This window comes from Devosia sp. (assembly GCF_040509215.1).
Classification (GTDB): domain Bacteria; phylum Pseudomonadota; class Alphaproteobacteria; order Rhizobiales; family Devosiaceae; genus Devosia.
Genome location: NZ_JBEVLL010000089.1, coordinates 1 through 21,165, shown reverse-complemented (window position 1 = coordinate 21,165; position 21,165 = coordinate 1). Strand labels below are relative to the sequence as shown.

Here is a 21,165-nt window from a genome sequence, read left to right as displayed (position 1 = left end):
TCCACATGCAATTGTCGGGAATGGTCTGCATGGTCGATTGCTGCGGCCTGAATTGGAGTTTTGGTCAGTATGGGCAAGCGGCACCTGCCCGAATCCCCGCAGATGAATGCGCCTCACATCCCCGTCCTTCTGGATGAGGTTGTGGCTGCATTTGGTCCGCTCGCTGGCCGCCGCGTCGTCGATGGCACTTTTGGCGCGGGCGGCTATTCGCGCGCCTTGCTCGAAGCGGGCGCCGAAGTCGTCGCCATCGATCGCGATCCCAATGTGAAGTCGCATGCCGAAAAGCTGGCGGCCGATTTTCCGGGTAGATTCCATTTCGTTCCCGGCACTTTTTCCGAACTCGACACGCTTGCTGCGCCTTTCGCGCCCATTCATGGTGTCGTGCTCGATATCGGCGTCAGCTCCATGCAGCTCGACGAGAGCGAGCGCGGCTTTTCCTTCATGCGCGAAGGTCCGCTCGATATGCGCATGAGCCAGTGGGGCGAAAGCGCTGCCGACCTCGTCAATAATCTCGAACAGGAAGAGCTGGCGAACCTGCTTTACGCCTTTGGCGAAGAGCGTAAGTCGCGCCGCATTTCCCAGTTCATCGTCTCTGCCCGCGAAACTGCCCCTATCGCGACGACGCTCGAACTCGCTCGCATCATCGAGAAGGCCATCGGTCGCAAGCCGGGTGACGCGCATCCTGCAACGCGCTCCTTCCAGGCGCTGCGCATTGCCGTCAACGGCGAATTCGATCAGCTCGTCGAAGGGCTCTTTGCCGCCGAGCGTCTGCTGGGCGAGGGCGGTGTTCTTGCCGTCGTCAGCTTTCATTCGCTCGAAGATCGCATCGTCAAACGCTTCTTCGATCCCGACAAGGGCGGTCCCGCCCAGTCGCGCCACCTGCCGCAGGTCAAGCTCGATCCGCGCCGCTGGGATCCTGTCGCCAAGGCGACCAAGCCCGGTGCTGCCGAACTGGACCGCAACCCGCGCTCCCGTTCGTCGGTCCTGCGCAGTGCCATCCGCACGGAGATCGATGCGCGCCCCGTCTCGTACGACCAACTCGGCGTACCCGTCGTCAGGGGTGCTGCATGATCCGGCGGTTCAATATTTTCCTGATCTGCACCAGCATCGTCATGCTGGTGGGCGTCTACATGTTGAAATTCTCTATCGAAGGCACGGCGGCCGAGCGCACTGCGCTGCAGATCCATATTTCTGAGCAGGAAGACGATCTGACCACGCTCAAGGCCGATTGGGCGGTGCTGAACCAGCCGGCCTATGTCGAGCCCATCGTGCGGCGCCACGAGGCCGAACTCGGCGTCAGCCAGGTGCAGCAGGAGCAGTTCGGCTCGTTTGCCGATCTGCCCATGCGTCCGGCCAAGCCCGATACGGCCGCCATGGATGCGCTTTTCCTGGCCATCGATGCGGGTGTCGATCCCATTGATGCCATTCTCGAATTGGAGGGGATCGAATGACCATAACCGCAGACGGTCTCGCTCCCACCATTTCGCTCGACGGCGTGCGCAAGGCGCGCGGCAATCTCACTCAGGCCCGCATCCGCTGGATGATCCTGGCGCTGGTGCTCGGCTTCGGCGCCGTTGGTGGCCGGCTTGTCCAGCTCGGCATGGCCGAAACAGATACGACCATTGAAGGCCAGACGCGCGACGCCATCACCGCGACCCGTCCGCCGATCCTTGATCGCAACGGCCTCGAAATGGCCGTCGATATTCGCGTGCCTTCGCTTTATGCCGAACCGCGCCGCATCATCGACATCGAAGAGGCGGTGACGAAACTGCGCACGGTGCTGCCCGATCTCGACGAGACCTGGCTGCGCAACCGCCTGACTGGCGACAAGGGCTTTGTGTGGCTCAAGCGCGAGCTGACCCCCGCCGTCGAAGAGCAGGTCATGCGCCTCGGCATTCCCGGCATCGACTTCATCACCGAATCCAAGCGCTTCTACCCCGCCATGAACGAGGCCTCGCACGTTCTTGGCTCGACCAATGTCGACAACCAGGGCATTGCCGGCATCGAGCGTCACATGGACGCCGAATCCATCGCGCTGCTGCAGGAACTCGGTCTTGCCCGCGGCAATGCGCTGACCCCGGTCGAGCTCAGCATCGACATGCGCGTGCAGCATGTGCTGCACGACCAGCTTACCGATGCCATGACGCGCTACCAGGCCATCGCTGCCGCCGGCGCCATGATAGACATCTATACCGGCGAAATCATCGCGCTGGCCTCGTTGCCCGATTTCAATCCGAACGATCCGGCGTCCGCGCTCGTCAAGGACACGTTCAACCGCGTCACCTCGGGTATTTTCGAGCCCGGCTCGATCTTCAAGACCGTGACACTGGCCGGTGCCCTCGACAGCGGCATGGTCGGCATCACCGATGAGTTCGACGCCCGCTACGGCGTCCGCTTCGGCCGCTACACCATCGACGATTTCCACGGCAAGCACCGCATCCTGAGCCTGCCCGAAGTCTACAAATACTCGTCCAATATCGGCACGATCCGCATCATGCAGGCCATGGGCAAGGACAATTACCGCGCCTTCCTCAGCCGTATGAAATTCGATGAGCGCGTGCAGTTCGAACTGCCGGAGATGCGCGTTCCCAGCGTGCCGAAGGAGCTGTCAGAAGTCGGCGCCGCCACGGCGTCATTCGGACACGGTCTCTCGGTCTCGCCGCTTCACATGCTCACGGCCTATGCCGCCTTCGTCAACGGCGGCAACTATATCGCTCCGACGCTCTACAAGCGCAGCGTAGCCGATGCCGAACCGCTTTACGAGCGGGTGATCCAGCCCCAGACCAGCGCCTATATGCGTTACCTGATGCGCCTCAACGCCATTTCGACCGGCGGCTCGGGCTCGCAGATGAACAAGGCCGCGCAGGGCTATCGCGTCGGCGGAAAAACCGGCACCGCCGAAAAAGTGGTCGATGGCCGTTATTCGTCCAACAAGGTCACAAACTTCTTTGCCTCGGCCTTTCCACTCGATAATCCGCGCTACGCGCTGGTGATCATGGTGGATGAGCCGAAGGCCGAAAACCCACAGTCCGGCACCACTGCCGGCTGGAACGCCGGCACTCTGACGGGCAGGGTTGTGCAGCGAGTGGCACCCATGCTTGGTATTGCCCCGGATTTCCAGGGATTGCTTGATCAGCAGATCGTTCCGCCAGAAGTCAGGCGGATCTTTCCAGAAGGATATTGATTCGTGTCTCTTAGCGTTTCGCAACTGCTCGAAGGTTCTGGCGCCCGCCCCAAGAAGGGGTTGGGCACGGTCTTTGGCCTCAATTCGGACAGCCGTCGCATTGAGCCGGGTGATATTTTCTTCGCCCTGCCGGGCCAGAAGGTTCACGGCAACCAATTCATCGAAGATGCCGTGCATCGCGGCGCCCTTGCCATCGTTACCGACATCATGCCCGTCGGCGAACCCGGCATCCCCGTCGTTGTGGTCAAGGACGTCCGTGCCTCCTATGCCCGCGCCGCTTCGCGCGTCTTCGAACCGCAACCCGAGATTTCCGTCGCCGTTACCGGCACCAATGGCAAGACTTCCGTCGCCTCGTTCGTGCGCCAGATTTGGGACCATGCCGGCGTTCCCGGCGCCAGCGTGGGTACGCTCGGCGTGCAGACGGCGAACCGCACGATTGAAGGCGCGTTGACGACCCCGGATTCGCGCACGCTGCACCAGGCTCTCCGCGCTCTCCGTGCCCAGGGCGTCGACCATGTCGCCGTCGAAGCATCGAGCCATGGCCTCGATCAGCGCCGGCTGGATGGCATTCATTTCGAAGCTGTCGCCTTCACCAATCTCAGCCGCGACCATCTCGACTATCACGCCGACATGGATGAGTACCGCAACGCCAAGCTGCGCCTCTTCTCCGACCTGCTGGTCGATGGCGGCGCGGCCATCGTCAACGTCGACGATCCGGAATACGAGCCCTTCATGTTCGCCGCGCTGTCGGCCAACGCGACCCTGCTGACGGTCGGCCGGGAAGGGGCCTATATCGAGATCATTTCGATCCAGCCCGAGGGTTATGGCCAGCGCGTCCAGATCCGCCATATCGGCGAGCTGGTGGATTTTCACCTGCAGATCCCGGGCGAATTCCAGGTTTCGAACGCCCTGATCGCGGCGGCTCTAGCCATGTCTTCCGGCGTCGACAAGAACGACGCCTTTGCCGCTCTTCCCAAGCTCGTGGGCGCCGTTGGCCGCCTGGAACTGGTGGGTGAATACAAGGGCGCGGCGATCTTCATCGACTATTCTCACAAGCCCGAGGCCCTGCGCACGGCGCTCCATACGCTACGCCCCTACGTCAAGGGCAAGCTCCGCGTCGTCTTCGGCTGCGGCGGCGACCGCGACAAGGGCAAGCGCCCCCAAATGGGCGCAATTGCCAGCGAGCTTGCCGATGACGTCATCGTGACGGACGACAATCCGCGCACCGAAGACGCCGCCGCCATTCGCGCCCAGATCCTGGCCGAGGCAAAGGGGGCCAAGGAAATTGCCGACCGCAAGAAGGCCATCCAGACGGCCGTCAAATCCCTGCAGAAGGGCGACGTCCTGCTCATCGCCGGCAAGGGGCACGAGACCTACCAGATCATCGGCACCACCAAGCACCACTTCTCCGACCACGAAGTCGTCGCGGAAGCGATCAAGGGCTAACCCGGCATATAGACAGGTGCTTGGGGCGTGGGGTAACCCCCACCCTCATTCCCTCCCCACAAGGGGGAGGGAGGCGCAAGCCTCCAGCGTCACGATTCCATCGTCTCCCTCCCCCTTGTGGGGAGGGATCAAGGGTGGGGGCAGGCAACCGCGGAAGATGCCATGACCCAACCTCTCTACACCCTAGACGCCGTTCTTGAAGCCACCGGCGGCCGCGCCGAAGGCATCAAAACCGACGCCATCCGTTCCATCTCAATCGATTCCCGCGAAATCGGTCCCGATGCGCTTTTCGTCGCCATCAAGGGCGACCGCTTCGATGGGCATGACTTCGTCGACACCGCCCTTGCCAATGGCGCTGCTGCAGCTCTCGTCAGCCGCGGTGAAGGGGCAGGGCGCATCACGGTTCCTGACGCGCTAGGGGGCCTCGTCGACCTCGCCCGCGCCGCTCGCGCCCGCAGCCGCGCGCTGATCGTCGGCGTCACCGGGAGCGTGGGCAAGACCACGACCAAGGAAGCCCTGCGCATCATCTTCGAGGCGGCCGGCGAGACTCACGCCTCCATCAAGAGCTTCAACAATCACTGGGGCGTGCCGCTGATGCTGGCGCGCATGCCGGAGACGGCCCAGTTCGGCGTCTTCGAAATGGGCATGAACGCCCCCGACGAAATCCGCCCCCTCAGCCAGTTGGTGCGCCCTCATATCGCCGTCATCACCACGGTCGCGGCCGCCCATCTCGAAAAACTCGGCAGCCTCGAAGCGATCGCCCGCGCCAAAGCTGAGATCTTCGACGGCCTTGAGGCCGGCGGCACTGCCGTCATCAATGCGGACCATCCGCAAATCGGTCTTCTGCTCGAAGCCGCGCAGGCCGCCGGCGTTGGTCGCGTCGTCACCTTCGGTTTTGCCCGCGGCACCGATTGGCAGATCGTCGACGCCGAAACCGCAGGCGACCGCAGCTTTGCCACCGTCCTTAATGGCGATGACCGCTACGCCCTCACCATCGGCGTTGCTGGCCGCCACATGCTGAGCAACGCGACCGCCGCGCTGGCAGTCGCCAATATCGCTGGCATCGCCCCGGAAATCGCGCTTCGCGCCCTTGCCGGCTTCGGCCCGCAGCCCGGCCGCGGCCAGCGCATCTATCTGGGTTCAAAAGAGAAACCGCTGCTGCTCATCGACGAAAGCTACAACGCCAATACCGCCTCGATGACTGCCGCCCTCGATGTCTTCGGCTCGGTCTCCGCGCCCAATGGCAGGAAGGTCGTCGTGCTCGGCGACATGCTGGAACTGGGCGAGGCTGGTCCCGCGCTCCATGCGGGTCTTGCCGACACGGTTCGGGCGAGCGGGGCGGACAAGGTCTACCTTGTGGGCCCCAATATGGCGCGCCTGGCCGAAGCACTACCCGCGGCGCTGTTTTCCCGGCATTTCACAACCATTGAACAAGGCCTGCCCGAGCTGATTGCAGCGCTTGCCTATGGGGACGCAGTTATGGTCAAAGGATCGAACGGCGTGGGGCTTTCCCGCCTTGTTGCCGGCATCAAAGACAAGTTTGAACAGCGCTAGACGCCCAATCAGGACAATAAGAGAGCATGCTCTATTTTCTCGGCCAGTTGGGTGACTCCCTCGCCGCGTTCAACGTCTTCCGCTACATCACTTTCCGCACCGCGGGGGCGATGATCACTGCGCTGTTCTTCGTCTTCATGTTCGGTCCGGGCATGATCGCGCTGCTGCGTCTCAAGCAGGGCAGGGGCCAGCCGATCCGCGAAGACGGTCCGCAGACTCATCTCCTGACCAAGAAGGGCACGCCGACGATGGGCGGGCTCATGATCCTCTCGGGCGCCGTCATCTCGACCCTGCTGTGGTCGAACCTGAGCAACGGCTATGTCTGGGTGGTGCTCTTCGTCACCATCGGTTTTGGTGCCATAGGCTTCTACGACGACTATCTCAAGGTCAAGCGTATGAGCCACAAGGGTTTTGGCTCGAAGCAACGCCTGCTTCTTGAAGCCATCATCGGTTGTATCGCTGCCTTCGCCATTTCCCAGCTCGCCGCTGGCTCCTATGGCACGTCGCTGCTGTTCCCGTTCGTGAAAGACCTCGCGGTCAATCTCGGCTATTTCTACATTCTCTTCGGCGGCTTCGTTGTCGTGGCGGCCGGCAACTCGGTCAACCTCACCGACGGCCTCGATGGCCTCGCCATCGTTCCCGTCATGGTCGCTGCCGGTTGCTTTGGCTTCATTGCCTATCTCGTCGGCAGCCAGAACTATGCCGATTACCTGCTGCTCAATTCCGTTCCCGGCACGGCCGAACTCGCCGTCGTCTGCGGTGCATTGATCGGTGCGGGCCTTGGCTTCCTCTGGTTCAACGCCCCGCCGGCCCAGATCTTCATGGGCGACACCGGCTCGCTGGCCCTTGGCGGCGCACTTGGCACCATTGCTGTCGCCACCAAGCACGAGATCGTTCTGGCGATCATCGGCGGCCTCTTCGTACTCGAAACCGTCTCGGTGATCGTGCAGGTGACGTCATTCCGCCTGACGGGCAAACGCGTCTTCCGAATGGCGCCCATCCACCACCATTTCGAGCATCTTGGCTGGACCGAAAGCCAGGTGGTGATCCGCTTCTGGATCATCTCCTTCGTGCTCGCGCTGATCGGCCTTTCGAGCCTCAAGCTGCGCTAAAGCGGGGCTTTGGCGAAGCCTTTGACCAGGATTGGGCCCGTCGGACGGCCGGTGGGCGAACCACCCGCCGGTTCTAGGGTGATTTCGTAGAGCTGTCCCGACATTGGCGGCGGCAGGTCAGGCCCAGCGAGGTTTATCGTCTGCGGATTGCTGAACGTGCCGAGGGACACCGGCCCCGTCGCCGGATCGGGCAGTGTCCAGACCTCCAGCACGCGCCCTTCGGGCACTTCAAAGCGGTCCAACGGCATCAGCCGCACACTGTCGTCGGCGAATGCTTCAACGATAGCGCCCGGTTGCATGGCATCCTCTGATAGTAGGACAGCGACCATCACAGGCGCGCGCTGTGCGCCTGTCGTGCTTCCGGCGAGATACCCAACGCCAAGTGCGACCAGCACGCTTGCGGCCAGCCCGGCAAACCGCATCCAGCTATTATGATTGTCATTGTCAGGGGGCGGCAACCGCGTCGATGGCACAACCGTCGCTCCGGCGCCAAGCCCTGCGTCGATGCGTGCCCAAAGTTCGGGGTTGGCGGGCAGGGGCATTGCCGTATCGTCGAGCGCATGCAGATGCCGGCGCAGCCTGTCGACCGCCGCGGCGAGTTCTGGCGATTGGGCAAGCTGACGCTCGAACGCTTCGGCGTCCGGCCCTTCGAGCAGCCCCAGCACATATTCTCCAACCCGTTCCAGTTCTGCCTGTGTCATGACAGGCACTCCTGCAAAGCAGCGACGCCGCGCTTGATCCAGGACTTCATGGTCCCAAGCGGTACGCGCATGGTGGCGGCCGCCTCGCCGTGGTTAAGGCCCGTTACGTAGCAGAGCAAAACCGCCTCGCGCTTCTTCTCGTCCAGTGCCGAAAGGCAATGTTTCAGCGAATCCTTGATCGAAAGCGCCTCAAAGGCGGCTCTCGCATCGGCCGCTCGGTCACCCAATTCTGCCAGTTTTTCAGTGTCTTCGTAATCGATGCGTGCGCCGTCGCGCAGCATATTGAGGGCCCGATTGCGCACCGACACGGTCAGCCATCCGCGCGCTGTGCCCTTGGTTTTGTCAAAGCTCTCCGCCTTGCCCCAGAGCCTGAGGAAAACCTCTTGCACGGCCTCTTCCGCGAGGTCTCGGCGGCGCAAAAGGCGTTGCGCGATGGCGACGAGTCGCCCCGATTCTGCTTCGAAAAGCTTGGCAAGTGCCGAACGGTCGCCGTGAGCAACGCGGTCAATCAGGTCTTCGCTCGGTATAGGTTCTGACATCCAGTGCAACATGGGGGCAAAATTCCTTCATGTCGATTACCCGCGAGGCCTTCATCTGGATGCGCGCAAAAAAACTTTCGCCTCATGCATCCAGAGCCGTCGGCTGGCGGGTACTCCCCATGCAAGCGCCTCCCGGCGCATCAAATGAGGAGACGTCAAATGTCTGCAATCTCGACCATCGCCCTGCGTGCAGCTCTCGTCATCGCCACTTCTGGCCTCGCCATTGGCGCAGCCCATGCCGCAACTGCCATTGCGCTTGTTGACGGCAACAGCCTCGTCACCTTTGACACCGAAACCCGGGCCGTCAGCGCCACCGTTGATGTTACCGGTGTCGACGGTCTCGCCGGTATCGATCAGCGTCCCGCCGACAATCTCCTCTATGGCGTCTCGCTTGCGGGTGAGGTCGTGACCATCGACACCGCCACCGGCGCCGCCACGGTCAAGTCGAACCTCTCCGAGAAGCTCTCGAGCTACGAAGGGGCGATCGTCGACTTCAATCCAATGGCCGACCGCCTGCGCCTCATGGGCACGGATGGCACCAATCACCGCGTCAATGTCGATGATGGCGCCGTAACGGTCGATGGCGCACTCGCCTACGAAGCTGCTGACATGCATGCCGGCGAAACGCCTGCCATCGTCGCGGCGGCCTACATCAACTCCTTCGGCAAGCCCGAAGCGACGGCCATGTACGACATCGACGCCACCATCGTCGGTCTCATCCAGCAGGTTTCGCCCAATGACGGCACTCTGGCGGCCATCGGCAAGCTCGGCGTCGACGGCGGCTCTTCCTATGCCTTCGACATCCACTCGACCGAAGACCTGACCAACACGGCTTATCTCGTCGTCGACAATGTGCTCCACACGGTTGATCTCGAAACTGGCGCTGCCGAAGCCTGGGGCGCCATCGAAGGCGTCGACGGCACGATTTCGGATATCGCCGTCTGGAACTGAACCATTCGCCAATCGTCCATTTCGTCTCCCGGGGGCGATTGGCGCACAAGGGGCGGCTTCAGGGCCGCCCCTTCGTTTATCTCCACAGGCTGACTCGCAAAACGCGAAATCCCTTACCAAATCGGTAACCACCACTCGGTACAATTGTCTGCAGTTTGTATCGAGTAGCCGGCCCAGCCACATGATGTTCTCCCGCGCCGAAAAAACGCCCCTCGCCGAATGGTGGTGGTCGATTGACCGCGAATTGCTTTCGGGCCTGATCTTGCTCCTCATTTGCGGCATGGTGCTCAGCCTCGCGGCCAGCCCTCCGGTCGCCGAGCGCATCGGTCTCAACGAGTGGCACTTCGTCATTCGCCACGCCATGTTCTGCCTGTTCGCCGTGCCGGTCATGCTCGCGACCTCGATGATGAGCCATCGACAGGCGCGCTTTGCTGCGCTCGGCACGCTGATCGTCATGACGCTGCTGCTCTGGGCCACTCTGCGCTTCGGTACGGAAGTCAAAGGCGCCCGGCGCTGGATGTCCTTTGCCGGTCAATCCGTGCAGCCCTCGGAGTTCGTAAAGCCCGCCTTTGCCGTCATCGGCGCGTGGCTCTTTTCCGAATTCATGATCCATCGCAACGTGCCCGGCCGCCTCATCGCCACCGCGCTCATGCTGGTCATCGTCGCCGGCCTGCTGCTGCAGCCGGATATCGGTCAGACTGCGCTGATCCTTGCCACCTGGGCCGTGCTGCTGTTCCTGTCGGGCATTTCCTGGTGGATCATCATCGGCCTCGCCGGTGCGGCGGGTGGCCTGCTCGTTGGCGCCTATGCCTTCTTCCCGCACTTTGCGCGCCGTATCGATACCTTCCTCAACCCCGAGGGCGGCGGCAATACCTACCAGATCGACCGCGCTTTGCAGTCGCTCGCAGAGGGCGGCTGGTTCGGTCGCGGTCCCGGCGAGTCGATGGCCAAGAAGCTCATTCCTGACGCCCACGCCGACTATGTCTTCTCCGCCGCTGCCGGCGAATACGGCATTCTGTTCTGCATGGCGCTCGTCGGGCTTATCGCCTTCATCGTGCTCCGCGCCATGATGGGTGCGCAGCGCCAGCAAAGCCTTTTTGCCCGCCTTGCCGCCTCCACAATCGCCATCCAGTTTGCCATGCAGTCGGGCATCAACCTCGCGGTGAATCTCAACCTGATTCCCCCCAAGGGCATGACGCTGCCATTCGTGTCCTATGGCGGCACGTCCATGATTGCCGTCGCCTTCGGTATGGGGTTGATGCTGGCCATGACGAGAACCAAGCCCGAGGAGCGCATGACTACCGGCATTCCATCCTATCGCAGCGCCGTGGTCGCTCCCGCCGAATGAAGACTTTTGTACTCATGGCCGGCGGTACCGGCGGCCATCTCTTTCCCGCCATGGCCCTCGCGCAGGAGTTGATCCGTCGCGGTCACGCCGTCGAGCTGATGACAGACCATCGTGTCGAAGGCTATGGCCAGGACTTTCCGGCCCGCCGCATCCACATGGTCCCTTCGGCGACGCCCAGCCTGTCCAATCCGATCAAGTTCACGACGGCCAGTTTCACGATTGCGCGCGGCGTGGCAAAATCCTTCGGCATCCTGCGCGCGCTGCGTCCGGATGCTGTGATCGGCTTTGGCGGCTACCCGACCTTTCCGCCTTTCATTGCGGCGAGCCTTCTCAGCATTCCCGGCATTCTCCATGAGCAGAACGCCGTCATGGGCCGCGCCAACCGCGCCCTTAGCCGCTTTGCCGACGTGCTGGCCCTGAGCTTTGCGAAGACCCGCTTTGCCGACGATCAGGGCCTCGAAAAAGTCCTCACCGGCAATCCCGTCCGCGACCGTGTCCGCGCCATCTCCGCCAGCCCCTTTCCGGAGCTGGGCGCTACCGGCCCGATCAATCTCGTCGTCTTCGGTGGCAGCCAGGGCGCCCGCGCCATTTCGGATATCGTGCCCGAAGCCATTTCGCTCCTGCCCGATACCCTGCGTTCGCGCCTCCGCATCGTGCAGCAGGTGCGCCAGGAAGACCTCGATCGCGTCACCAAGATTTATCGCCAGTCGCGCACCAGCGTCGAACTCGCGCCCTTCTTCACCGATCTGCCCGAGCGCATTGCCCAGAGCCATCTGGTCATCGGCCGTTCCGGCGCCTCGACCATTGCGGAGCTGACCGTCATCGGCCGGCCCTCGATCCTCATTCCGCTGCCCGGCGCTCTCGATGCCGACCAGAAGAACAATGCTCTTGTGGTTGAAGCGGGCGGCGGCGGTTGGGTGATGGAACAAGCCGCGCTTTCGCCGCAATCGCTTGCCACTCGCCTCACGACACTGTTTACCGACCCCGCAACCCTTGCCGGGGCGGCCATCGCCGCTCGGGTGTTGGGCCAGCCTCGCGCCGTTGAAAAGCTCGCCGACCTCGCTGAAAGCCTGGCCGGCCAGGGCACAAACACACTGGAATCCGCCTCATGAAAATGCCCCGCAATATCGGCCCGGTCCACTTCATCGGCATCGGCGGCATCGGCATGAGCGGAATTGCCGAAATCCTGCACAACCAGGGCTACACGGTTCAGGGCTCCGACGCCTCGCTCAACCCCAATGTCCAGCGCCTGCGCGACATGGGCATCAAGGTCGAGATTGGCCAGAGCGGCGATAACCTCGGCAAGGCCGAAGTCGTCGTCGTCTCCTCCGCCATCAAGCGCGATAATCCCGAACTGGTTGAAGCCCGTGCCCGCGCGCTGCCCATCGTCCGCCGCGCCGAAATGCTCGCCGAGCTTATGCGCTTCAAGACCGCCATCGCCATTGGCGGCACCCACGGCAAGACCACGACGACTACGCTGGTCGCGACGCTCCTCGACGCCGGTAATCTCGACCCCACCGTCATCAACGGTGGCATCATCAATGCCTACGGCACCAATGCGCGTCTCGGGGCAGGTGAGTGGATGGTGGTTGAAGCCGACGAATCCGACGGCACGTTCACAAAGCTTCCCGCCGACGTTGCCGTGATCACCAATATCGACCCCGAGCACCTCGATCACTACGGCGACTTCGAAGGCGTGAAAAAGGCCTTCCACCAGTTCGTCGAAAACGTGCCCTTCTATGGCTTTGCCGTCATGTGCCTCGATCACCCCGAGGTGCAGTCGCTCGTCGGTGAAATCCGCGACCGCCGCGTCATCACCTATGGCCGCAATCCACAGGCCGACGTGCGCCTCCTCGACATCGAGAACCGCGACGGCGTGCAGCATTTCTCGGTCGAGATCCGCGATCGCATCCGCCAGACCCAGCTCCGCATCGACGGGCTCGAACTGCCGATGCCCGGCATCCACAATGCCCTCAACGCCACGGCCGCCATCGCCGTGGCCGATCAACTCCACGTTCCCGCCGAAGCCATCCGCAAGGGCCTTAAAGGCTTTACGGGCGTCAAGCGTCGCTTCACCAAGACCGGCGAAGTCGGCGGCGTCACTGTCATCGACGACTATGGCCACCACCCGGTCGAAATCGCCGCCGTGCTCAAGGCCGCGCGCCAGTCGGCCCGCCGCGATGTCGTCGCCGTGGTCCAGCCGCACCGCTATTCGCGCGTGCACGATCTCTTCGATGATTTCGCTGCCTGCTTCAACGACGCGGACACCGTCATCGTCGCCCCGATCTACGCCGCCGGCGAACAGCCGCTGCCGGGCGTGACCCACGAAGAACTGGTCAACCGCATCCGCGCCCGCGGCCATCGCGACGCCCGTGTGCTGAACAAGCCCGAAGATCTCGCCGCGCTCATCGCCTCGCGTGTCGAAGATGGCGACTACGTCGTCTGCCTTGGCGCCGGCAACATCACCCAGTGGGCCGCGGCCTTGCCGGGTGAACTGAGCAAGCTGATGGGCGAGGAAGCAAAATGACCGGTTCTGCCTTTGAGGAAGTGACGACCCGTGAGCAACTTGCATCGTTTGTTGAAGAGCTGCACGCGGATCTGTTGCTAAACGCGGGCAACTGGGACAACCGCACACTAGAGGGTTTTCTGGGGGCTATGGCCGCTTGGGTGCGGGACTCTGGTGGCCTAAAAAACAACCTCGGTACTGATGTCGCTAAAATGTCCAGTTGGACGTTTGCTGCGGCCATGCTGACCGCATCAGTATCCTACGAATAGCGTCCCCAGGAATTGAAGGCTTAGGTCATGAGCAAGCACGTCGCCGTTCTCATGGGGGGCTGGAACAACGAGCGCCCCGTTTCCCTCCGCACCGGCGCCGGCTGCGCTGCCGCGCTGCGCGAAGCCGGCTATCAGGTAACCGAAGTCGATGTCGGCCGTGATGTCGTCCAGGTCCTCGCGGCCCTCAAGCCCGACGTTGCCTTCAACGCCCTCCATGGCCCCTTCGGCGAAGGCGGTTACATCCAGGGCGTGCTCGAACTTCTCGAAATTCCCTACACCCATTCCGGCGTGCTCTCGTCCGCCCTCGCCATGAACAAGCATCAGGCGAAAATCCTCTTCAAGGCAGCCGGCATCCCGGTCACCGATCACGTCATCGTCTCGCGCGCCGAGGCGGCCCGCGCCCATGTCATGGCGCCGCCCTATGTGATCAAGCCGATTGCAGATGGCTCGAGCTTCGGCGTCTTCATCGTCAAGGCCGAAACCAGCCATCCGCCGCAGGAACTGCTGCGCGAAGACTGGACTTCGGGCGAAGAAATGATGGTGGAGCGCTTCATTCCCGGCCGCGAACTGACCTGCGCGGTCATGGGCGACGTGGCCCTCGGCGTCACCGAAATCATTACCGACCGTACCTTTTTCAACTACGAGGCCAAGTACAGCAATGGTGGCGCCGTCCACGTGCTGCCCGCTCAGTTGAAACCGAAAATTTACGACAAAGTGCAACAATTCAGTTTAGCCGCCCATGCGGCACTCGGCTGTCGCGGACTGACGCGGTGCGATTTCCGCTACAACGATGCGGCGGGCGAGGACGGTGAACTAGTACTCCTCGAGCTCAATACCCAGCCGGGTATGACCGAGGTGTCGCTGGCACCCGAACAGGCTGCTCATGCGGGCCACTCCTATTCGGAGCTATGTGCCTGGCTGGTGGAGGATGCGAGTTGCAACAGGTAAAGAGCGAGGCATTTTTCGTCGGGGCCCGTCCCGTCGATCCCCGCACACTCCCTGTTCCGGCACGCCGCTCCCCGCTTCGGCGCGTCAATAACCGCTTCAACCGCGCCTTCGTCCTCCATGGCGCCGCGATCCGCCGCGCCTTCATGATTGCCGGCCTGCTGGCTGGCGTCACTGCCGTCTACGCGGCCCACGAACCCATCGGCACCGGCATCGGCGCGCTCTCGACCCTGGCGCAGGGCGGCTTTGCCGACGCTGGCCTGTCGGTCGGTGAAATCTCCATTTCCGGCCAGACCCTGACGTCCGAACAGGCCATTTTCGACGCCCTCGCCATTCAGCCCGATACCTCGACGCTGGCCTTCGATGTCGAAGCTGCTCGCGAGCGCATCTCCGAGCTGCCGGCCATCGACACCGTCACCGTTCGCAAGACCTATCCAGCCGACGTCTCGGTTTCGGTAACCGAACACGTTCCCGTCGCGCGCTGGCGCGTCGATGGCATCACCTTCGTGATCGATTCGACCGGTGCCCAGATCGGCGAAGATGGCGGCGCTTATTCCGACCTGCCACTCGTCATCGGCGATGGCGCTGCGGACGACGCGCTCGTCATGATCCGCGCCCTCAGCCATGTCCCGCAATTGCAGGATGGTCTCGTAGCCCTGTCCCGCATCGCCGACCGGCGCTGGGACATGATCTACGAGACGGGCCTGCGCATCCAGCTTCCCGAGCAGGGCGTAGCCCAGGCGCTCGTGAAACTTGCCGGTTACCAATCCCAGTTCCAATTGCTCGATCGCGACATCAGCGTCATCGACCTTCGGGTCGATAGCGTCGTCGCCGTTCGTCCGACCAAACGTGAAGACACCGAAGAATCATGATGACCGATGCGATGACATCTCGGTTGCGGCCCGTTCAACTCGGCAAGGCTACCCTTGTCGCGGTGCTCGATATTGGCTCGACCAAGATCTGTTGTGTCATTGCGCGCCTCGTGCCGCGTGCCGAAGGCCGGTCCCTGCGCGGCCGCTCGCACCAGGCTGAAGTGATCGGTTTTGGTTACGGGCCGTCTTCGGGCGTCAAGAGCGGCGTCGTCACCGATATCGAAAAGGCCGAGCAGGCCATCCGCAATGTCGTCGGCATGGCTGAGCGCGCCGCCGGCGTCACGCTCGAATCCGTGCTGGTCAACGTCACCGCCGGGCGCCTTGGTTCGGAGACCTTCTCCGCCGCCGTATCGCTCGATGGCCAGGAAGTTGAAAAGACCGACATCGTCCGCGTGCTCAAGGCCGTCAATTCGCGCTCCGTCCGCCCGGAACGCTCCATCATCCACGCGCTACCGATCGGTTACGCCTTGGACGGCCAGAAGGGCATTCGTGATCCCAAGGGCATGGTCGGGGAAAAGCTCGGCGTCGATGTGGCCGTGATCTCGGCCGAAACCCTCGCCATGCGCAATCTCGAACTGGTGCTGCATCGGTGCCACTTGCAGGTCGAAGCGCTCGTTGCCACGCCCTATGCCTCGGGTCTTGCGTGCCTCGTGGATGATGAGGCCCAGCTCGGCGTTGCCTGTCTCGATTTCGGTGGCGCCACCACCACTGTCTCCGTTTTCAACGACGGGCACCTGGTCTATGCCGATGCCATCGCCATTGGCGGCCATCACCTTACCCTCGACATCGCCCGCCAGCTTTCGGTCAGTGTTGCCGATGCCGAGCGCCTCAAGACGCTTTATGGCTCGGTGCTACCCGGCCAGGCCGACGAGCGCGACATGATCGCCATCCAGCCGGTCGGCGCCGCGCTCGACGAAGCGCCGGGGCAGGTGGCCCGTTCTGTCCTCACCCGCATCATGCGCCCGCGCATCGAAGAAATCCTCACCGCCATTCGCGACCGCATGCAGGCTACCGGCATGATGGATATCTGCGGCCGCCGTTTCGTTCTCACTGGTGGCGGCAGTGAGCTCACTGGCCTGCCCGAAGTTGCCCGCCGCACGCTGGCCCGCAATGTCCGCAATGGCCGCCCCATGGGCATTGCCGGCCTGCCTGAAATCGCCAAGAGCGCTGCCTTCTCGACTGTCGCGGGCATGCTGGTCTATCCGCAGGTTTGCGCCCAGGAATATGTCGAGCCGCGCAACTCGCGCCGCCTCATCGGCACCGACGGCTATATCGCCCGTGTCGGCAACTGGCTGCGTCACAGCTTTTAATTGGCCTCGGCGGCACCTAGATTGCTGCCATGAGCAAACACATCTTCAAGGATCGGGCCGCCCACGTGCCCGATTTCTGCCGTCCGACCGTCGACGTCATCGCCCAGTTCAGCGGCAAGTGGTCCATCTTCGTCCTGGGAAGCCTGAACACCGGCCCGCGTCGGTTTACCGAGCTGGAGGAGTCGGTCACCGGCATATCCCAGCGCATGCTGACCCTGACGCTGCGCACCCTTGAGCGCGATGGCCTCGTGTCCCGTCAGGTGACGCCTTCGATTCCGCCGCGCGTCGATTATGAGCTGACCGATCGCGGCCGCAGTGCTCTGGCGCCGCTGACGGCGCTCCATCTCTGGGCGCAGGAACATAACGATGGAATCGAGGAGTCGCGCCGGGCGTTCGACGATCGCGACGTGTGACTGACGGACATTTTTGTTCGTCCCGAACAAAAATCTCCCGATCTTGAGAGGCGTATGGGGCAGGGCCCATTTCCGGTCTGGTTACTTCACCAGTCAGGAATTCACTATGACCACCAAGCCCCGCATCGGCATTGTCATCAGCACGACGCGCGCCACCCGCTTCGCCGACAAGCCGACCAATTGGCTCAAAGCCATTGCCGAGGCACGCGATGACATCGAGGTCGAAATCGTCGACCTGCGCGATTATCCCATGCCGTTCTTCGAAGAAGCGATGTCGCCTGGCTATGCTCCGGTCAATCATCCTGTGGCGCAGGCCTGGGCCAAGACCATGGCTGGCCTCGACGGCTACATCTTCATCACGGCCGAATACAATCACTCGATCTCCGGCGTGCTCAAGAATGCCCTCGACCACGCCTATCCTGAATATTCCAAGAAGCCCGCGGCCTTCCTCGGCTATGGCGGTGTCGGTGGCGCCCGGGCCGTTCAGCAGCTCCGCCTGATCCTTGCCGAGCTACAGGTCGCCACCCTCAAGTTCGCCGTCCATATCAACGCCAACGAAATGCTGCCGTTGATGAAGGACGAAAAGGATTTCGCCGATTTTCCGTATCTGGGCGACGCCGCCAAGCTCATGCTTGACGATCTAGCCTGGTGGGCTGGCGCGCTGAAGACAGCTCGGGCGGCCTGAAGTAACCCCCACCTAGCCTCCCCCTGTCAGGGGGAGGGAGCTGTCGAGTTTGGGAAAGCTACGGCGAGCCACCGTTATGTCCCTCCCCCTGACAGGGGGAGGCTAGGTGGGGGTACTTCACCAATCCGCCGCCACACCCAGCTTCTCCTGCAATACCCTGCGCGTCGCGGCCTCGAACGCCTCTGGCCATTCCACATTCAGCCTCTCAGCCATCGTCCTAGCCCGCGGCATGAAGACCCGTGCGATGGCGAGATGTGCTTCCATCACCGAATCTGCCGTGGCGTTCGGAAACGGCAGGTCGCTCATGATTTTGATTTGCGCAGCCGGCAGCAGCTTGGACAGGTGCAGGATGCCGCCGGAATCGGGTTCAGTAACATCCTGCATGAAGAGGTCGGTGAGCAGGCCACGAAGCAGGCCGTTGCCCATTACGGCCGTCAAATATTCTCCACGCCCCATCGCCACTGGCGTCAGGCCGAGGATGCGGATGAATTCGTTGATCTGGTAACGCAGCGCATGCGGATTTGGGGTTTTCGGGGGCAGGGCGTCCGGCAGGCCGTCATATATGCCGTCCCGGTCGATCAGCGGCGCAATAGTGTTCTTCGCCCGCACGCCGATCTTGCCCGGCTCCTGTATATAGAGATCGCAGCGCAGCCAGTCTTTGGTCACGGCATTGATCAAAAACCCGCCACGCTCCAGCTCATTCCAATAGACGACCGGTGCTAGTCCGTTGAGCGCGGTCCTCCAGCGATCCGCAGCGCCACGCTGATCGTCCTTGCTGACCACGGCCAGCAGGTCGACATCGCTCCATTCGTCCGCAGTGCCGCGTCCAAAGCTGCCGGAAAGAAAGAGGCCGCGTACGGCCTCGTCATCTGCAAACGCGGCCTTTGCCGCGGCGATAATGTCTTGCTGGTTCATGCTGTCCTCCGCAGAGGAGCCTAGCCACACCCCAGCCCATTGGCCAGTTATGCCTCAACTGCCGGCATAGGCCTTCTGCAGGTCCGCCAGGATCAGCTTCTTCATCCCCATCATCGCCTGCATGGCGCGGGCTGCACCCGCCTTGTCGGGTCCGAACACAGTGTCGCGGAACTGCTTGGGCACTACCTGCCAGGAGAAGCCGAACTTGTCCTTGCACCAGCCGCACATGCTCTCTTCGCCGCCATTGTCGACGAAGGTGTTCCAGTAATAGTCGACCTCAGCCTGACCGTCACACTCGATCATTATGCTGACCGCCTCGGTGAAAGGGAATCGCGGGCCGCCGTTGAGCAGGAAGATCTGCTGGCCCGCGAGCTCGATCACTGCGGTGAACGCAGCAGAATCAGGGGAATTGCGTACGAGCTCGATCACCTTCGAATCCTTGAAAGTGGTCGTATAGAACTTGATCGCCTCGTCGATACGGTCATCGAACCACAGGCAGGGCGTTAGCTTGGTCATCACATTCTACTCCCTTAATAAATAACCAAAAGGCTATATGCGTATTTGGTTATGAAATAAAACTCCGGCTGTCAAGCGGGTTTGCGGGGCTTCTGGCGGTTAATGGGTCATGAATGGGTAACCACACTGTCTCGCAATTTGCGCAGAAGTTAACGCGGTTGGGACAATTGTTAGGCTCTGGTTAACGAATTGGCGGGTAAATCTTTACCTAACCACGCCACCTATGGGGCCAAGCCATAAATGACCATAAATCTCACGATCCCCGATATCCAGGAACTCAAGCCCCGCATTACCGTCTTTGGTGCCGGTGGCGCCGGCGGTAACGCCGTAAACAACATGATCGAGTCCGGTCTTAGCGGCGTCGACTTCGTGGTGGCGAATACGGACGCCCAGGCCCTGGCCCTCTCGAAGGCCCAGCGTATCATTCAGCTCGGCGTCGGTGTTACCGAAGGCCTCGGCGCAGGTTCGCACCCCGAAGTTGGTCGCGCTGCCGCTGAAGAGAGCTGGGACGAGATCAACGATCACCTCTCCGGCTCGCACATGGTCTTCATCACCGCCGGCATGGGTGGTGGCACCGGTACCGGTTCCGCTCCGGTTATTGCCCGCGCCGCTCGCGAGCAGGGCATTCTGACGGTTGGCGTGGTCACCAAGCCGTTCAATTTCGAAGGCAACCGCCGCATGCGTCTGGCCGAAGATGGCATCGACGAGCTGCACCGCCATGTCGATACGCTCATCGTCATCCCGAACCAGAACCTCTTCCGCGTCGCCAACGAGAAGACCACCTTCGCCGACGCTTTCGCGATGGCCGACCAGGTGCTGTTCTCCGGCGTCGCCTGTATCACTGACCTGATGGTCAAAGAGGGCCTGATCAACCTCGACTTCGCCGACGTCCGCGCCGTCATGCGTGGCATGGGCAAGGCGATGATGGGTACCGGTGAAGCATCGGGCGAAGATCGTGCTCGTCACGCCGCCGAAGCTGCCATTGCCAATCCGCTCCTTGACGATGTCTCGATGCAGGGTGCCCGTGGCCTCCTCATCTCCATCACCGGCGGTCCCGACCTCACCCTTTACGAAGTCGATGAAGCTGCGAGCCGCATCCGCGAGGAAGTCGACTCAGACGCCAACATCATCCTCGGCGCCACCTACGATCCGGACCTCACCGGCACCATCCGCGTGTCTGTTGTTGCCACCGGCACCGACGCCACCATGGTCCAGGCTCTCGAGCCGGCAAAGCCGCATGCTTCGCGCACCCCGCTGGCCGTTCGCCGCCACGTGCCGGTCGAAACCGCCCGCGCTGCCGCTCCGGCACCCGAGCCGACCGCCGAACTGATCGAAGACATCGGCTTCGAAGTCGAATCAGCCGTTGCCCAGGCCTTCGCAGCCGAGCGCCCTGCCGCTCCCCAGCAGCAGTACATGGAAGATGACGGCATCGTCGTTGAGCCATACGTGCCCGCCGCCGAGATGCATTCGGAGCCGGAAGAGGCTCCAATGGTTGAAGAAAAGCCCGTTCCGAGCGTCTATGTGCCGTCCCATGCAGCCCGCCCCGATGGCTACCGCCGCATGCCGCGCACCGAGGAACTCCCGGTTGTTGCACGCCAGTCACAGCAGGCGCAGGATCGTCACGTCGAAGAGCCGCGCAATGCCCGCGCTCTCTTCAAGCGCCTGGCCTCCAATGTGGGTCTGAACCTGGGTCAGCCGCAGGTCGAACCGCGTCGCGAACCGGCCTCCAGCATGGCCGATGACGCTGCCGCCCGCAGCGCCATTGAGGCAGGTGGCGCAAGGACTTCCCGCGTTCCGCCCGCCGCTGAAGGTGCCCGTGGCAACCTCGACAATCAGGGTCGCAGCCAGCCTGCAGCCCCCCAGAAGGACAGCCTTGAGATTCCGGCTTTCCTCCGCAAG

21 protein-coding genes are annotated in these 21,165 nt (G+C 62.6%); 17 read left to right on the top strand and 4 right to left on the bottom strand.

Annotation, left to right across the window (positions count from 1 at the left end; translation table 11 throughout):
- Window positions 1-69 precede the first annotated feature (69 nt).
- From rsmH to mraY, 6 genes are all read left to right on the top strand, one after another.
- Window positions 70-1,071, top strand: a complete 1,002-nt coding sequence (gene rsmH / locus ABW043_RS04970) for a 16S rRNA (cytosine(1402)-N(4))-methyltransferase RsmH (RefSeq protein WP_353920125.1) — start codon at window positions 70-72, stop codon at window positions 1,069-1,071.
- A complete protein-coding gene (gene ftsL / locus ABW043_RS04965; RefSeq protein WP_353920124.1) occupies window positions 1,068-1,451 on the top strand; it encodes a cell division protein FtsL in 384 nt (127 codons plus the stop codon). Before rsmH ends, ftsL begins: the two co-directional genes overlap by 4 nt.
- Entirely contained in the window at window positions 1,448-3,184 is a 1,737-nt protein-coding gene (locus tag ABW043_RS04960) for a peptidoglycan D,D-transpeptidase FtsI family protein (RefSeq protein ID WP_353920123.1), read from the top strand. Before ftsL ends, ABW043_RS04960 begins: the two co-directional genes overlap by 4 nt.
- Before the next feature lie 3 nt (window positions 3,185-3,187).
- A complete protein-coding gene (locus ABW043_RS04955; protein WP_353920122.1) occupies window positions 3,188-4,630 on the top strand; it encodes a UDP-N-acetylmuramoyl-L-alanyl-D-glutamate--2,6-diaminopimelate ligase in 1,443 nt (480 codons plus the stop codon).
- 162 nt (window positions 4,631-4,792) lie between these two features.
- Complete coding sequence (locus ABW043_RS04950; RefSeq protein ID WP_353920121.1) at window positions 4,793-6,184, top strand: UDP-N-acetylmuramoyl-tripeptide--D-alanyl-D-alanine ligase; 1,392 nt, start codon at window positions 4,793-4,795, stop codon at window positions 6,182-6,184.
- A gap of 26 nt (window positions 6,185-6,210) precedes the next feature.
- Entirely contained in the window at window positions 6,211-7,296 is a 1,086-nt protein-coding gene (gene mraY / locus ABW043_RS04945) for a phospho-N-acetylmuramoyl-pentapeptide-transferase (protein WP_353920120.1), read from the top strand.
- Here the strand turns inward: mraY and ABW043_RS04940 are convergent.
- On the bottom strand, window positions 7,293-7,997 hold the full coding sequence (locus ABW043_RS04940) for an anti-sigma factor (protein ID WP_353920119.1): 705 nt from the start codon (window positions 7,995-7,997) through the stop codon (window positions 7,293-7,295). The two genes, mraY and ABW043_RS04940, sit on opposite strands and share 4 nt — an antisense overlap.
- Window positions 7,994-8,536: a sigma-70 family RNA polymerase sigma factor gene (locus tag ABW043_RS04935; RefSeq protein WP_353920118.1), complete on the bottom strand. Its 543-nt coding sequence runs from the start codon at window positions 8,534-8,536 to the stop codon at window positions 7,994-7,996. Before ABW043_RS04935 ends, ABW043_RS04940 begins: the two co-directional genes overlap by 4 nt.
- A 159-nt stretch (window positions 8,537-8,695) precedes the next feature.
- On the opposite strand from ABW043_RS04935, the gene ABW043_RS04930 reads away from it, so the two are divergent.
- The 10 genes from ABW043_RS04930 to ABW043_RS04885 all read left to right on the top strand — a co-directional run bounded on the left by ABW043_RS04930 (window position 8,696) and on the right by ABW043_RS04885 (window position 17,835).
- On the top strand, window positions 8,696-9,487 hold the full coding sequence (locus tag ABW043_RS04930) for a DUF4394 domain-containing protein (protein ID WP_353920117.1): 792 nt from the start codon (window positions 8,696-8,698) through the stop codon (window positions 9,485-9,487).
- A 181-nt stretch (window positions 9,488-9,668) separates the two neighbouring features.
- On the top strand, window positions 9,669-10,835 hold the full coding sequence (locus ABW043_RS04925) for an FtsW/RodA/SpoVE family cell cycle protein (RefSeq protein WP_502908597.1): 1,167 nt from the start codon (window positions 9,669-9,671) through the stop codon (window positions 10,833-10,835).
- The gene (gene murG / locus ABW043_RS04920) at window positions 10,832-11,947 is read left to right on the top strand and encodes an undecaprenyldiphospho-muramoylpentapeptide beta-N-acetylglucosaminyltransferase (RefSeq protein ID WP_353920116.1); all 1,116 of its coding nucleotides are present in this window, start codon (window positions 10,832-10,834) and stop codon (window positions 11,945-11,947) included. Before ABW043_RS04925 ends, murG begins: the two co-directional genes overlap by 4 nt.
- Window positions 11,944-13,362 carry a UDP-N-acetylmuramate--L-alanine ligase gene (murC, locus tag ABW043_RS04915; protein ID WP_353920115.1) on the top strand — a complete coding sequence of 473 codons (1,419 nt, stop codon included), beginning with the start codon at window positions 11,944-11,946 and terminating at the stop codon, window positions 13,360-13,362. The genes murG and murC overlap by 4 nt, the downstream gene beginning before the upstream one ends.
- A complete protein-coding gene (locus ABW043_RS04910; RefSeq protein WP_353920114.1) occupies window positions 13,359-13,610 on the top strand; it encodes a DUF7660 family protein in 252 nt (83 codons plus the stop codon). Before murC ends, ABW043_RS04910 begins: the two co-directional genes overlap by 4 nt.
- Before the next feature lie 27 nt (window positions 13,611-13,637).
- Complete coding sequence (locus tag ABW043_RS04905) at window positions 13,638-14,558, top strand: D-alanine--D-alanine ligase (RefSeq protein WP_353920113.1); 921 nt, start codon at window positions 13,638-13,640, stop codon at window positions 14,556-14,558.
- Entirely contained in the window at window positions 14,546-15,427 is an 882-nt protein-coding gene (locus tag ABW043_RS04900; protein WP_353920112.1) for a cell division protein FtsQ/DivIB, read from the top strand. Before ABW043_RS04905 ends, ABW043_RS04900 begins: the two co-directional genes overlap by 13 nt.
- Window positions 15,424-16,737 (top strand): cell division protein FtsA, encoded by a 1,314-nt coding sequence (gene ftsA, locus ABW043_RS04895; protein ID WP_353920111.1) that lies wholly within the window; start codon window positions 15,424-15,426, stop codon window positions 16,735-16,737. Before ABW043_RS04900 ends, ftsA begins: the two co-directional genes overlap by 4 nt.
- 29 nt (window positions 16,738-16,766) lie before the next feature.
- Complete coding sequence (locus tag ABW043_RS04890; protein WP_353920110.1) at window positions 16,767-17,150, top strand: winged helix-turn-helix transcriptional regulator; 384 nt, start codon at window positions 16,767-16,769, stop codon at window positions 17,148-17,150.
- Window positions 17,151-17,256: 106 nt separating this feature from the next.
- Window positions 17,257-17,835: an NADPH-dependent FMN reductase gene (locus tag ABW043_RS04885; protein WP_353920109.1), complete on the top strand. Its 579-nt coding sequence runs from the start codon at window positions 17,257-17,259 to the stop codon at window positions 17,833-17,835.
- Window positions 17,836-17,952: 117 nt separating this feature from the next.
- Here ABW043_RS04885 and ABW043_RS04880 read toward each other — a convergent pair whose 3' ends face one another.
- A complete protein-coding gene (locus ABW043_RS04880; protein WP_353920108.1) occupies window positions 17,953-18,750 on the bottom strand; it encodes a nucleotidyltransferase domain-containing protein in 798 nt (265 codons plus the stop codon).
- Between the two features lie 54 nt (window positions 18,751-18,804).
- On the bottom strand, window positions 18,805-19,266 hold the full coding sequence (locus ABW043_RS04875) for a VOC family protein (protein ID WP_353920107.1): 462 nt from the start codon (window positions 19,264-19,266) through the stop codon (window positions 18,805-18,807).
- 240 nt (window positions 19,267-19,506) lie between these two features.
- Here ABW043_RS04875 and ftsZ point away from each other — a divergent pair.
- The coding region (ftsZ, locus tag ABW043_RS04870; protein ID WP_353920106.1) for a cell division protein FtsZ at window positions 19,507-21,165 on the top strand (1,659 nt) is incomplete at its 3' end.